Below are 13387 nucleotides of genomic sequence, written 5' to 3'. Positions count from 1 at the left end.
AGATAGGTAGCCACCGCCTGACATGCCAGCGCTTTCCCGCTCTTGCCCGTGGCGGCGCGTCGCGCTACCAGCGGCCCATGCCAAGATACGCGTTGAAAGTCGAATACCAAGGAGAGCCGTTTGCCGGATGGCAGCGGCAAAAGGATCAGCCATCCGTGCAAGGGGCGATCGAAGAGGCCCTGTCGCGCATCCAACCCGGCGCGCATACCATCGCAGCTGCCGGCCGCACCGATGCAGGCGTTCACGCACTGGGACAGGTCGCCCATTGTGATCTGATCAAGGACTGGGATCCGTTCCGTCTATCCGAAGCATTGAATTATCACCTTAAACCCCACCCTGTGGCGATTGTGCAGGCGGCGCAGGTCGATGACGACTGGCACGCCCGGTTTTCGGCGGTCGAACGGCAGTACCTGTTCCGTATCCTGATGCGTCGTGCGCCAGCCACACATGATGCTGGGCAGGTTTGGCAGATCAATCATCGCTTGGACGTGCAGGCGATGCAGGCCGGTGCGGATACGCTGATTGGGCGGCATGATTTTACCACCTTCCGGTCCTCGATCTGTCAGGCGGCCAGCCCGGTCAAAACACTGGATGAATTGCGGGTGGAACAAACCGACGGGTTCTCGGGCCCAGAGGCGCATTTCCACGTTCGCGCCCGCTCTTTTCTGCACAATCAGGTGCGCAGCTTTGTTGGCACTTTAGAAAGGGTCGGCGCAGGCGCTTGGACACCTGAGGATGTGCAAGACGCGCTTGCGGCCCAGAACCGCGCCGCCTGCGGGCCAGTTTGTCCGCCGCAAGGTCTGTACCTGGCGCGGGTTGGATATCCTCAGCCGGTATTCGACTAAATCGCGCGCAGCAGCAGCCCGCTGGCAATAACGGCGATCACCAGACCCGCGACGAGTTCGATCGTTGGCGCCAGAACCTGCGCAAAGCGGGTGGCCGAGGCCGAGGCCAGCAACCCGCCGCGCAAACCAAATGAGGTCCAACCGACCAGTGTTGTCACTGTCGCCGTGCCCAGTGCCATTGCAAAAGCACCGGCGATTCCAACCATCGCGATGCCCATTTGCCACGTCAGGATCAACACAAATAGCGCCCCGGTGCAGGGACGCGCAGCGATGCCCACAATCAGCAGGGCAGCCTCTTTCCAATTCCCGATCTGCGCAACTTCTTCCGCCGTCGGACCGTGCCGATGCCCGCAATCCGAACAAACCTCGTGGTCATGACCGTGATGATGATCGTGGCCGTCATGATGATGATGGTGATGATGCATCTGTGTCCGATCCGCCCGGTACCGCCTGGCGAAACTGCGTAACGCCCGGAACACCAGCCAAAGGCCAATTGCAGCGATGGCGCCATAGCTTACGGGCGCCATGACCTGCTCGGTTGTGCCAACCAAACTGTCCCGCGACATCTGGAACACCAGAACCCCGGCATACACCAGAACCACTGCAGTGACGGCCTGCCCCAAACTGGACAGCACGCTGATCGCGGACAAACGCCAAAAGGCCACCTTGCGCCCCAGCCCGTACCCTCCGATCAAGACTTTGCCGTGACCCGGGCCTACGGCGTGGAAAAATCCGTAAGCGAAACAAACAGTTAAAAGGGTCGCGACAGCTTCGGGTTGTTCCGCGCGGGCGGCGCGCAGGGATCGGGCGATCTGGTTCTGGAACTCGCGCTGTTCGCCAGCGGCCCAGGCAGCAAGGCTGTCAAATCCTCCGCTGCCCCAGAACCACAGCAGCAGGCCAAACGACAGGAGGACAGGGATAATCAGGTACTTGGACATGAAACGCGGATCTCGGTCGCAAAGCTTTCACCAACCAGCGGGATGTCGTTCTCCTCAAGATCATAATTGGCATCAAGGGTCAGCAGGAACGCCCGCATCTGGGCGAGCTGGCCGTCAATATCGGGATCCGTCCGCTCTATCTGGCACGTCAGCTTACTGGACACTGTTACCGGGCGCGTAACCTCATATGCTGTGTAGTAGGTTTCATCGAACGCCTTGGCTGACAAAGCCGCCGCTGCGACCGGTTCGCCCTCAACCGCCCTCAGGTGGGTCGAGACAATGCGGCCGTTATCAGTGGTGGCAGTAGGTTCCATCGGACCCGACAGAGGGATGATCTGGCCATCTGCACGCACCACCAGATCGCCGTTATACCCTTCGATCCACTGCGCGTCGAACCCGGCCAGAAAGGCCTGTTCGCTCTCGCTCAGAATACCGTCGCCATCCTGATCAAGTTTTCTGTCCTCAAGCTCGAAAAGCGAATACAGCTCATCATAAGCCCAGGTTACCCGCACATGTGTCAGATTGCCTGCGTCATCGACGATGAACTCCAGCCCCGTGTCGATGAACACATGGGGATGAGCCAAGACCGGGACCGGCAAGCAAAAGGTGAAAAGGGTCAATATCCAGCGCATGTGAGAAAGATAGGGTTTCGGCCCCGCAGCGACAACGCACTTTTGAGAAAGCACGCAGAATCCGGCCAACTGTTTAATCCGGCGGAAATAAGACAAGCGTTTGCAGCGCCGTCGCGACCGGACCTTCTGTGTCATAAAGTACGGACTGAGACATCCCGATGCCCGAGGGTTGCCAATGGCACAGTGACTCTGACGCCAACCAGTCCGAGACCGGCTCGCGGTGAACTTGCACTGTCAGGTCGGTGTTCATGAACCCCATCTCGGTGGTGGGCGCGTTCCACGAGATACCATTCCCGCAATCTGCCAGCGGACACAGGGCCTGTATCGGCGACTGTGCCTCATCGGCCAAAAGCGGCGGCGTGCGCATCCAAACGGTTTTTGGACCGGCTGCCTGATTTCCGCCTTTGGGATACAGAATGTCCGAATGGTTGGCGAAGCCCGGCAGGTTGTGACGTGTTTCGCCAATCGGAAAGGGACCCGTTACCGCATCATCCAACCGAGGGGGCTGCATCGTCACGTTTGGCACTGGCCCAAGATCACGGCGCACCAGATGCATCGTCGTTGCAACAGCGCAAAGCGTGTCATCCAAATCGTGCACGGTCACCCGCGTTGTCGCCAATGTCTTTGTATGGCGCGTGGTTTCGGCAGCGACTCGCAATCCGGCCAAAGGCAATGGCCGCAATAAATCCACTGTCAGCCGGGTTAACATCTTCTCGGGCCCGACTTCGGTCTCCGCCGCACGCACGACCAACCCACTGACCGGCCCGGCATGACAGTGCACGGCCGACCACGGGCCGCGCGCGGGGTCATTGCCCACAAACGCACCGTCCTGTCGAATGTGGAAATAGGATTGCGCCCTCACGTCCGGATTGGAAAACATGGCCTTGCTCAGACTTTTTCCTGCGTGTGTTTCTTCAGCTCAGCCCGCGCGACCTGACGGCGGTGCACCGCATCGGGCCCATCGGCCAACCGCAACGTCCGCACATGGGTCCAGGCCGTGGCAAGCGGTGTGTCCTGACTGATCCCTTGCGCACCAAACATCTGCACCGCCTCGTCAATCACCTTTAAGGCTACGCGCGGGGCCACAACCTTGATCTGGCTGATCCACGGTGCTGCCGCGCGTGCATCGCCCTGATCCATGTACCACGCAGCCTTGAGGCACAGCAGGCGCGCCATCTCAATCTCCATCCGGCATTCGGCGATGATGTCGAAATTCGCCCCAAGCTGGGCCAGCTTCTTACCGAACGCCTCGCGTTGCAGGGACCGTTTGCACATCTGATCCAGCGCGCTTTCGGCCTGCCCGATGGCGCGCATGCAATGGTGAATACGCCCCGGCCCAAGGCGACCCTGAGCGATTTCGAAGCCACGCCCCTCACCCAACAGTATATTTTCAGCCGGAACGCGCACGTTGGTGAACCGGATATGCATATGCCCATGCGGCGCGTCGTCATGGCCATAGACCTCCATCGGGCGCAGAATTTCGACCCCCGGTGTGTCGGCCGGCACGACGATCATCGACTGCCGCTGGTGTTTAGGCTGCTCTTCCCCGGCGGTTTTGACCATCACGATATAGACCTTGCATCGCGGATCACCGGCCCCCGACGACCACCATTTTTCGCCGTTCAGGACATAGTCATCGCCGTCCCGCACGCAAGACATCGACACATTCGTCGCATCCGACGAGGCCACATCCGGTTCGGTCATCAGATAGGCCGAGCGGATTTCACCTTCGAGCAGCGGTTTCAGCCACTGTTCCTTCATCTTTTCGGTCCCGTAGCGTTCGAAGACCTCCATGTTGCCGGTATCCGGGGCGGAACAATTGAAGACTTCGGCGCCCAATGGGGTCTTGCCCATCTCTTCGGCGAAATAGGCGTATTCCACGGTGGAAAGACCAAACCCTTTGTCGCTGTCTGTCAGCCAGAAATTCCAAAGCCCCGCAGCCTTGGCCTTTGCCTTCAGGCCCTCAAGGATTTCGGCCTGACGTTCTGTATATTGCCAACGATCCCCTTTGCCGATCTCTGCGTGATACTCTGCCTCCAGCGGCATGATCTCATCGCGGATCATGTCTGCCACACGTTGTAACAGTTGAGCGTTCTCATCACGCAGGCCGAATGACATGTTCATGGGTTTTCCTCCTCCGACCCGGAGACCGGGCTTTACCTTTGGCCCGAGAATGACTTAGCTGCCGTCAAGATGTCCAGCTAGGACGGGACGTCAAGTCAATCAAACTGTTCGGGGGAGGTTAAAATGGCATTGTTGATAGAGACAGGTCTGTCCGATTGGATGAGCGACAGCGATATCGCGCGGGATGTTCGGGCACTGAAGCCCGGTCTGGACGTACGCACCCCCGCCACGATCGGAGACCCCAGCGACATTACAATGATCGCATTGGCAGGACTCAGCGATGATCAACTTGCCCGCCTGCCCAATCTGCAGCTTGTGCAAAAACTGGGCGCAGGCGTCGAAACGATTGTCGGCAACCCCAACCTGCCCGACCATGTGCGTGTTACGCGCCTGAAACCTGACGCGCCTGCGCAAGGCATCGCCGAGTGGTTCGTGGCCTATATCCTGCGTCAACAGCGCAACATGCCCTTCCACGAGGCTGCGCAGTACCGATCGGAATGGTCCCCGAAGGCGCCGCTCTATTCGCCAGACACTGTGGTCGGAGTGCTGGGTTTGGGTCATATTGGTGCCCGCAGCGCAAAGATGCTGCGTGCGGTAGGGTTTCAGGTCATGGGCTGGAGTCGCTCACCCAAGCAGATCGACGGTGTCACATGCCTGCATGGCGAGGACGCCCTGCCCGATCTGTTGTCTGCATGTGACCATGTCTGTGCCATTCTGCCATCGACCCCGCAAACGGTCGGCTTGTTCGGACCCGATATGCTGGCGGCCATGAAGCCCGGCAGCCAGTTGCTGAATGCCGGACGCGGAGATTTGATTGACGAGGCCGCGTTGATCACGGCTTTGGATCAGGGAAGGCCCGGTCGTGCCGTTCTGGACGTCACCCGAACCGAACCCTTACCCGCAGACAGCCCTTTGTGGACACATCCGGGTGTAACAATCACCCCGCACGTTTCTGGCTGGCATCTGGGCGACGCTCTGCGCGATGTGGCCGAGAATTTCGAGCGCCTCAACAGTGGCGCGCCCTTGTTGCACGAAGTGGACCGGGCGCGCGGATACTAGCGCTCTTTAAGGCGTGAGAATCCAATTGCCGCCCGCGTCGCGGCAACGTCGCGTTCTGACCTCACGTATCTGATCGGTATTGGCCGGTTCAATCAAGTGCTGCAAATGCACGCAATTGCCGCGGACATCCCGCACGGTGACGGTACCCTTTGCGTCGGTTTCCGTGCTGGCCCACGTAGCTTCTGAACCAACCTGTGGCGTACTGCCCTGAAACAATCCGTCTGCCGCGGCCGTCAGCAGTGTGAAATCGTCCGGGCTCAACCCCGATTCTGCGATGATCCGCGACAATGGCTTGGCCTGCGCAGTAACGCTGAGGCCAATTATCACAGCGCCTGCTGCTGTAAGAGAGAAAAGAGAATTCATGGGGCCTCACAATTCTGAAATGCACTTTCATTCAAGGATAGACATGTGAACCCGCATGGCCAACCCCGAGAGGTTTCAACCTTCAAATATTCCCGAACAAACCTATTGCGATCGCGCCGCTATAAGCGCCTGTCTAATCCCCCCATAGTGCGAGAAACCTGAACCAGAGGCATCAAATGGCACAGCCCACCTATTATGCGCCGTCAGGCGGACATCCCGGACAAGACCAGCTTTTGACTGACCGCGCCATGTTTACTGACGCCTATGCGGTGATCCCCAAAGGGACGATGCGTGACATCGTCACCAGTTACCTGCCTTTTTGGCAGGACACCCGGCTTTGGGTTCTGTCCCGCCCGCTGAGTGGTTTTGCCGAAACATTCTCGCAATATATCATGGAGGTTCAGCCCGGTGGTGGCAGCGACCGCCCCGAAACCGACCCGAACGCACAGGCCGTAGTGTTCGTGGTCGAAGGCTCGGCAACCCTGACGCTGAACGGCAACGTTCATGTGTTGGAGACAGGGGGTTATGCCTATATCCCAGCCGGGTCCGAATGGACCCTGCACAATCGCGGCGAAGATATTGCCCGGTTTCACTGGATCCGCAAAGCTTATGAAGCCGTTCCCGGCCTGCCCGCCCCTGATCCGATCATCACCAATGAACGCGACATCGCCCCAACCCCGATGCCCGGTACCGAGGGGCGTTGGGCCACAACCCGTTTCGCCGATCCGCAAGACCTGCGCCACGACATGCATGTCAACATCGTCACGTTCGAGCCGGGCGGCGTGATCCCGTTTGCCGAAACCCATGTGATGGAACACGGGCTTTACGTGCTTGAAGGTAAAGCCGTCTATCGGCTGAATCAGGACTGGGTCGAGGTCGAAGCCGGCGACTATATGTGGTTGCGCGCTTTCTGCCCGCAAGCCTGTTATGCCGGTGGACCGGGACGGTTTCGTTATCTTCTTTACAAGGATGTGAACCGTCACATGCCCCTAACCCTGTCTAAACGCTGAGTTTCCGGTGGGTTTCTTGGGCTCGGGGCTTCACAGGACCGGTTGAATCTGATGAAATACCCGCAGTTTTTAGCACTGGAGATTGTTCAATGGTACTGCGTGGATCAATGTTGGCGCTGGCCGCCGTCATCGGCCTTACGGCTATTAACGCGACCCCTGTGGTCGCCAAGGAACCGACCAAATCGGTTTCGGTCTTCAGCCGGACCTGGGCGATCACGCAGGTCTCGGATGCTCCGGTCGTGTATCGCGCGACGCGGGACAACAACAACCTCAACCCGTTTGGGCCGCCGCCGCGCCTGCGCACCCTGCAGGCCATCGCAGCGATCCAGCAGGCCACCGGGTGCACTCCCATCCGAGGCAGCATGTACCAGAATATCTCGGGCCAGTTCTTTTCGCAGGTCAGTTGCAACTGACCCCAAGGCGAAACGGGCATTGAGGTCGGCGCAACCCGCTGCCATAGCTTGCGCATGAAACTTGCGATTAACGGATTCGGCCGGATCGGCCGCACGATCCTGCGGCAGCTTCTGGCCATGCCGCAGGACAGTGGTATCCAGCTGGTGCTGATCAACGACATTGCACCGCTGGAAACCTGCACCTACCTGTTCAAATACGACAGCACATTCGGTCCCTATGCGGGCGATGTTAAACACTCTGCTGACGAATTGATCGTCGACGGGATGGCGATACCGCTGACCCACAGTGCGGATCTGTCTCGTGTGGATCTGACCGGCGTCGATGTCCTGATGGACTGCACGGGCGTTGCACGCACATCAGATGTCGCCAGCCAGGGCCTGACGGCGGGTGCGAGGAAAGTGTTGATTTCCGGCCCGTCTCCGGCGACCGAGGTTACCGTTGTACTGGGGGCAAACGAAGACCGGCTGGGCGATGCGCGCATCGTGTCGAACGCCTCGTGCACGACGAACGGTCTGGCGCCTTTGGTCAAGGTTCTGGATGGGATCGGTGGCCTGGTATCGGGCCACATGACGACCATCCACTGTTATACGAACAGCCAGCCAATGGTGGACGCACCACGCGGAGATCTGGCCCGATCCCGCGCGGGCGCACTTTCGATGGTTCCCACCACCACCAGCGCCATGCACCTGATTGACGAGGTTCTGCCCCATCTGGCCGGTCGCGTCTCGGGCGCAGCGGTGCGGGTTCCCACGGCCAGCGTCTCGGCGGTTGATCTGATCGTGACTCTTGAACACCCGGTGTCTGCGGATTTGTTCGAGGCCAACCTGCGTCAGGCCGTTGCGCAATCTCCTGTTCTGGGTTGGACGGACGAGCCCTTGGTGTCGTCCGATTTGCGGACCCGCCCCGAGTCGCTTGTCATCGCAGGCCCAGAGACGCGGCAGATCGGCGAACATCAGGTCCGCGTCTTTGGCTGGTACGACAACGAATGGGGTTTCTCGGCCCGGATGCTGGATGTCGCCCGACTGATGGTTGGCCGCTGATTGGCGACGTCAGCGGGCGACAATTTCATAGGGCGTGTCGAACCAGTGTTCTTCAAGGTTCGCCCCGGCACCGATGCGGTCAACAACCGCGAACAGACCCGGACCATGCAGCGGCGTTAAAACACCATGCCAAGTGCCCCTATGATAGTTTACGACCTGACCGGGTGACGTCAGGAAGGCAACGGGCTGGCAGGGCATTCCATTGGCATTTGGTGCGACCACGACCAGAAACGGTTGATGTGTCATCGGTATAAAGGCTTGGCTGCCTTCGGGATGCCGCTCGACCATATCCAACACATAGGGGAAAGCGCGCGGATTAGCGTTAAACAAGCTGATACCCGCGCGTCCATCAACGAAATCCATCTGGGCACGGTCATGGAAACGGCCGCATTGTCCTTGGTTTATGATTTTGTCTGGCTGACCCGCAACCTCAATAACATCTCCGTACGGCGCAAAGGCTTGAGCGGTCAGCGGACGGGCGACGATCTGCATCATGACGGAAGAACATCCCGCAGCCGAAACTCGGCAATGCGTTCAACCTGACGGCAGGCTTCGCGGAATTCCGTTTCGCGATCCTGCTCAATCCGCCGCTGAAACGCCTGCAGGATCGAGGCTTTGTCGTGATCCCGCACCGCGATGATGAAAGGGAACCCAAACGTCTCGGTGTAACGAGTATTCAGGTCCGTAAACGCCGCGCGCTCGGCGTCTGTCAACGCATCCAACCCGGCTGATGCTTGTTCAGACGTGCTTTCCTGTGTCAGACGTTTCGCCTGCGCCAGTTTGCCGGCCAAATCCGGGTGCGCGGTCAGAACGCTCAGTCTTTCGTGATCCGAGGCAGACCGGAACATTCGCGTCAGCGCATTGTGCAATCCACCCGCAGTGTCATGAGCCCGGCCAAGCTCCAACTCGAACGCGCGCTCGGCAATCCAGGCCGAATGTTCAAAGATGCCGCCATAAGTTCCGACGAATGTTGCGCGGTCCATCTGGGACGGTTTCGGATGGCGGCTCGGCGGGTGATGTGCGGCCCAATGCTGTGCGATTTGCAGGCGGGTCGCGAACCATACGTCCTCAAAACTCTGCGCATAGTCGAGAAACCGTTTCAGCGCCATAACCCGGCCGGGACGCCCGATCAGCCTGCAATGCAGCCCGATTGACAACATCTTGGGCGCGCCCTCTTGGCCTTCGGCATAGAGCGCGTCGAAACTGTCCTTGAGATAGGAATAAAACTGGTCGCCCGCGTTAAAACCCTGTGGGGTGGCAAAGCGCATGTCGTTGCAATCCAAGGTATATGGAACGATCAGCTGATCCCTTTCGCCTGCGTGGATCCAGTAGGGAAGATCATCTGCATAGGTGTCAGCGACATAGTCAAACCCGCCCTCTTCAGCGACCAATCGAACCGTATTCTCGGAACAGCGCCCCGTGTACCAGCCGCGCGGACGATGGCCGACGACTTCGGTATGCAGGCGGATCGCTTCGGTAATCTGGGCGCGTTCCTCTGCTTCGGGCATATCCTTGTGCTCAACCCATTTCAGACCGTGGCTGGCGATCTCCCATCCCGCAGACTTCATTGCAGCAACTTGGTCTGGGGACCGGGCCAGCGCGGTCGCGACACCATAGACCGTAATTGGCAGGTCTTTCATAAGCCGGTGCAACCGCCAGAACCCGGCGCGTGCGCCGTATTCGTAAATCGACTCCATGTTCCAATGCCGCTGACCCGGCCATTGCGCGGCCCCGACGATTTCAGACAGAAAAGCTTCGGAGGCCGCATCGCCGTGAAGTATGTTGTTTTCCCCGCCTTCTTCGTAATTCAGCACGATTTGAACCGCGATCTTGGCACCGTCGGGCCATTGAGCATCGGGCGGTGTCAAACCGTATCCGATCATGTCGCGAGGATAACGAGGGGGCTGCATATGGGTGTCCGTTCTTTTGTTTGTCCTCAGCCATAGCCCAGAAACAGCCGGATGATTATCAAACTAATCCGAACGCAGTTTCCGGTTCTTTTGGCATTTCCATATTTTAGAACTTTGCGCCAGACTGTGGCAAAGCAAATTGCAGATCACAGGAGAATGCCGTGGCAGGCTATCTGACAACGCACGTTCTGGACACCGCGCGCGGCTGTCCGGCCCAAGGGTTGAGCATCACGCTCTACAGCGTAGCGGGTGAGGCGCGCCATATCCTCGCCCAGATGACAACAAACGCTGATGGCCGAACGGATAGTCCCATTTTGCCAAAGGACGCCTTTGCGATCGGTACATACGAATTGGTGTTTGACGCTGGCGATTATCTGCGCACAACGGGGCAATCGGCAGAAGATCCGCTGTTTCTGGACAAGATCCCAATACGTTTCGGCATGTCAGATCCTGATGCGCACTATCACGTACCGCTGCTGCTTTCACCTTTTGGCTATTCGACCTATCGCGGCAGTTAACGCAGGTCCCCTCCCGCCCGTCGATCACCCTGCCGGGTTCCTCCCGTTGGGCCGGGCGCCGCACCTTTCAGGTACGGCGCGGTTTCTCCTGATCTAGGCGTTCCGCAACTCAAGGGCGTTCCCACGCTGCGGCCATGCCGCAGCGCCGGGCCCAACGCTGTGCAGCGCCCGAAGGGCGCGAACAGTGGCGGGAGCCCCAATCAACCCCCTTCGCCCAACGCGTTGACGATCTTACCAATTCTCGCGATCATAAAATCCATAAACAGACGTGCCTTCGGGTCCTGATGGCGCCTATGCGTGTACAGGCAGGCCATTTGCACCGCGACCGGGGGCGTCTCGACCGCAACTGGAACAAGTTGACCTGATTTCAGGTGTTCGGCGACTTCGAACACCGGTTTCATTGCAATACCCTGCCCAGACAAGGCCCAATCCGTCAGAACGTCGCCATCGTCGCATTCGAACCGTCCGGAAACCGCAAACCGCCGAGGACCGTCTTGCGTTTCCAGCAGCCACTGGAACTCGGTCGCGCCCGGAAACCGCAGGTTCAGGCATTCATGTTTGTCCGAAACAAGATCAGCACCGGTGCGCGGCATCCCCCGTCGAGAGACATATTCCGGCGCGGCGCACAGAACACGCGGGCAGTCTGCGATCTTGCGGATACGCAATGTGCTGTCTTCGGGCTGACCAATAAAGAACGCCAGATCCAAGCCTTCAGTCGTCAGGTCAACCGATCGATCCGTTAAACGCAGCCGAACGTCAATCTCGGGGTATTCTGACAGGAAATCAGGCACATGCGGGGCCAACAATCGCCGCCCCACCCCTAACGGAGCAGCAACGAAAAGTGACCCGCGCGGTGCTTCGGTCAGATGCACCACCTGCGCCTCGGCTTCATCCACTGCGTCAAGAACGGCCACTGCGCCTGGATAGAACGCCCGGCCCTGCTCGGTTGGGGAAAGGTTGCGTGTGGTGCGCTGGAACAGGCGCACGCCTAGGTGATCTTCAAGTTGCGATATCCGCGCCGAAGTCACCGCTGGGGAAATACGCAAATCCCGACCAGCTGCAGACATACTGCCTAAATCATAGACGCGGACGAAGGTTCGGATATTGTCGAGATAGGACATCTTATCGTTTTTTTTGATACAGTTTGGCAATATACGGGAATACCGAATAAAAAGCGGTTTGCCTAGTGTGGCCCTAACCAATCGGAGAGACCCCACATGTTCGAATTTGCCGTGTTCTGGGATTGGATGGCATTCGCCGTGCGCTGGTTGCACGTGATCACCGCCATTGCCTGGATCGGATCGTCTTTTTACTTCATCGCACTGGACCTTGGCCTGAACCGCGACATTTCAGGCCCGGCAGATGGTGAGGAGTGGCAGGTACATGGCGGCGGCTTCTATCACATCCAGAAATATCTGGTCGCGCCTGAGCGGATGCCCGATCACCTGACCTGGTTCAAATGGGAAAGCTATGCCACCTGGCTGAGCGGCGCGGCGCTGCTGATGATCGTCTATTGGGTCGGCGGAGAGCTGTATCTGATTGATGCGCAAAAGGCCGATCTGGCGCTGTGGCAGGGCATTGCGATTTCGGCGGCTTCGCTGACTGTGGGTTGGCTGATCTATGACTTTTTATGCAAATCCAAGCTGGGGCAGCGTCCCACCCTGCTGATGGTGCTGTTGTTCGCGCTGCTGGTGGCGATGGGCTGGGCATACAACCAGATTTTCACGGGCCGCGCGATGATGCTGCATCTGGGGGCGTTCACCGCAACGATCATGACAGCGAATGTGTTCTTCATCATCATGCCCAACCAGCGCATCGTGGTCGATGATCTGAAGAATGGCCGAACGCCGGACCCGAAATACGGCAAGATCGCCAAGCTGCGGTCGACGCACAACAACTACCTGACGCTTCCTGTTGTATTTCTGATGCTGTCGAACCATTACCCGCTGGCCTTTGCGACTCAATATAACTGGATCATTGCGTCGTTGGTTTTCCTGATGGGCGTTACCATCCGGCACTATTTCAACACGCGCCACGCACGCGCTGGAAACCCGACGTGGACATGGCTGGCCACAGCGCTGCTTTTCATTGGGATCATGTGGCTGTCGACTGCGCCGATGTACAAACCTGTGGAAGATGCCGAAGCGCAACCCCTTACGCGATATGAACAGAAATTCGCCGCGGCAGAGGGTTTTGAGGAGGCACATGACGTCGTTCTGGGAAGATGCTCTATGTGCCACGCGCGCGAACCGGTCTGGGAGGGTATCCAATGGGCTCCGAAGGGCGTTTTGCTTGAAACCGAAGGCGACATTGCCCGCAACGCCAGGCAAATCTACTTGCAGGCTGGTGTCAGCCACGCCATGCCTCCAGCCAACGTCACTTATATGGAACCCGAAGATCGCGAAGCCATCATTCGCTGGTTCCGCAGTGTGGGGTCCTGATCCAGCGACTCTCTGATCACACAACCCGCTAATTTCTGGTCTGTTTCGATTATTTTTCCCCCTGACCGGCGATGAATGCTCTAACATGAATGT

At 58.7% G+C, this 13387-nt stretch carries 15 protein-coding genes; 7 read left to right on the top strand and 8 right to left on the bottom strand.

Annotation, left to right across the window (positions count from 1 at the left end; translation table 11 throughout):
- The first annotated feature begins 77 nt into the window (after positions 1–77).
- Positions 78–845, top strand: a complete 768-nt coding sequence (gene truA, locus GOW48_RS11100) for a tRNA pseudouridine(38-40) synthase TruA (protein WP_170753697.1) — start codon at positions 78–80, stop codon at positions 843–845.
- On the opposite strand, the gene GOW48_RS11095 is transcribed toward truA, so the two are convergent.
- The 4 genes from GOW48_RS11095 to GOW48_RS11080 are packed head-to-tail and all read right to left on the bottom strand — an operon-like array spanning position 842 to position 4539.
- Positions 842–1783, bottom strand: a complete 942-nt coding sequence (locus tag GOW48_RS11095; protein WP_170753695.1) for a nickel/cobalt transporter — start codon at positions 1781–1783, stop codon at positions 842–844. The genes truA and GOW48_RS11095 overlap by 4 nt on opposite strands.
- Positions 1768–2469 carry a DUF1007 family protein gene (locus GOW48_RS11090; protein ID WP_331251870.1) on the bottom strand — a complete coding sequence of 234 codons (702 nt, stop codon included), beginning with the start codon at positions 2467–2469 and terminating at the stop codon, positions 1768–1770. Before GOW48_RS11090 ends, GOW48_RS11095 begins: the two co-directional genes overlap by 16 nt.
- A 19-nt stretch (positions 2470–2488) precedes the next feature.
- The gene (locus GOW48_RS11085) at positions 2489–3295 is read right to left on the bottom strand and encodes a thioesterase family protein (RefSeq protein ID WP_170753691.1); all 807 of its coding nucleotides are present in this window, start codon (positions 3293–3295) and stop codon (positions 2489–2491) included.
- Between the two features lie 8 nt (positions 3296–3303).
- The gene (locus tag GOW48_RS11080) at positions 3304–4539 is read right to left on the bottom strand and encodes an acyl-CoA dehydrogenase family protein (protein WP_170354889.1); all 1236 of its coding nucleotides are present in this window, start codon (positions 4537–4539) and stop codon (positions 3304–3306) included.
- 123 nt (positions 4540–4662) lie between these two features.
- Here GOW48_RS11080 and GOW48_RS11075 point away from each other — a divergent pair, with 123 nt between their 5' ends.
- Positions 4663–5598, top strand: coding sequence for a 2-hydroxyacid dehydrogenase (locus GOW48_RS11075; protein WP_170753689.1), 936 nt, complete (start codon positions 4663–4665; stop codon positions 5596–5598).
- 6 nt (positions 5599–5604) lie between these two features.
- Here GOW48_RS11075 and GOW48_RS11070 read toward each other — a convergent pair whose 3' ends face one another.
- Positions 5605–5961, bottom strand: coding sequence for a hypothetical protein (locus tag GOW48_RS11070; RefSeq protein ID WP_170753687.1), 357 nt, complete (start codon positions 5959–5961; stop codon positions 5605–5607).
- 176 nt (positions 5962–6137) lie between these two features.
- On the opposite strand from GOW48_RS11070, the gene GOW48_RS11065 reads away from it, so the two are divergent.
- The 3 genes from GOW48_RS11065 (at position 6138) to GOW48_RS11055 (ending at position 8425) form a co-directional block, all read left to right on the top strand.
- Positions 6138–6971, top strand: a complete 834-nt coding sequence (locus tag GOW48_RS11065) for a bifunctional allantoicase/(S)-ureidoglycine aminohydrolase (RefSeq protein ID WP_170753685.1) — start codon at positions 6138–6140, stop codon at positions 6969–6971.
- An 89-nt stretch (positions 6972–7060) separates the two neighbouring features.
- Entirely contained in the window at positions 7061–7384 is a 324-nt protein-coding gene (locus tag GOW48_RS11060; RefSeq protein ID WP_170354885.1) for a hypothetical protein, read from the top strand.
- A gap of 54 nt (positions 7385–7438) precedes the next feature.
- The gene (locus GOW48_RS11055; RefSeq protein ID WP_170753684.1) at positions 7439–8425 is read left to right on the top strand and encodes a type I glyceraldehyde-3-phosphate dehydrogenase; all 987 of its coding nucleotides are present in this window, start codon (positions 7439–7441) and stop codon (positions 8423–8425) included.
- A 9-nt stretch (positions 8426–8434) separates the two neighbouring features.
- Here GOW48_RS11055 and GOW48_RS11050 read toward each other — a convergent pair whose 3' ends face one another.
- Positions 8435–8920: an ureidoglycolate lyase gene (locus tag GOW48_RS11050; protein WP_170753682.1), complete on the bottom strand. Its 486-nt coding sequence runs from the start codon at positions 8918–8920 to the stop codon at positions 8435–8437.
- The gene (puuE, locus tag GOW48_RS11045; protein WP_170753680.1) at positions 8917–10335 is read right to left on the bottom strand and encodes an allantoinase PuuE; all 1419 of its coding nucleotides are present in this window, start codon (positions 10333–10335) and stop codon (positions 8917–8919) included. The genes GOW48_RS11050 and puuE overlap by 4 nt, the downstream gene beginning before the upstream one ends.
- Positions 10336–10496: 161 nt before the next feature.
- Between puuE and uraH the strand changes: the two genes are divergently transcribed.
- Positions 10497–10853, top strand: coding sequence for a hydroxyisourate hydrolase (gene uraH / locus GOW48_RS11040; protein ID WP_170753678.1), 357 nt, complete (start codon positions 10497–10499; stop codon positions 10851–10853).
- A 200-nt stretch (positions 10854–11053) separates the two neighbouring features.
- On the opposite strand, the gene GOW48_RS11035 is transcribed toward uraH, so the two are convergent.
- Entirely contained in the window at positions 11054–11974 is a 921-nt protein-coding gene (locus GOW48_RS11035) for a LysR family transcriptional regulator (protein ID WP_170354880.1), read from the bottom strand.
- 96 nt (positions 11975–12070) lie between these two features.
- Between GOW48_RS11035 and GOW48_RS11030 the strand changes: the two genes are divergently transcribed.
- Positions 12071–13294, top strand: coding sequence for a urate hydroxylase PuuD (locus tag GOW48_RS11030; protein WP_170753676.1), 1224 nt, complete (start codon positions 12071–12073; stop codon positions 13292–13294).
- Positions 13295–13387 lie beyond the last annotated feature (93 nt).

Origin of the sequence: Ruegeria lacuscaerulensis (genome assembly GCF_013033355.1) — a bacterium.
Classification (GTDB): domain Bacteria; phylum Pseudomonadota; class Alphaproteobacteria; order Rhodobacterales; family Rhodobacteraceae; genus Ruegeria; species Ruegeria lacuscaerulensis_A.
The sequence above is the reverse complement of the archived record's forward strand: the minus strand, read 5'-3'. Positions and strand labels throughout refer to the sequence as shown.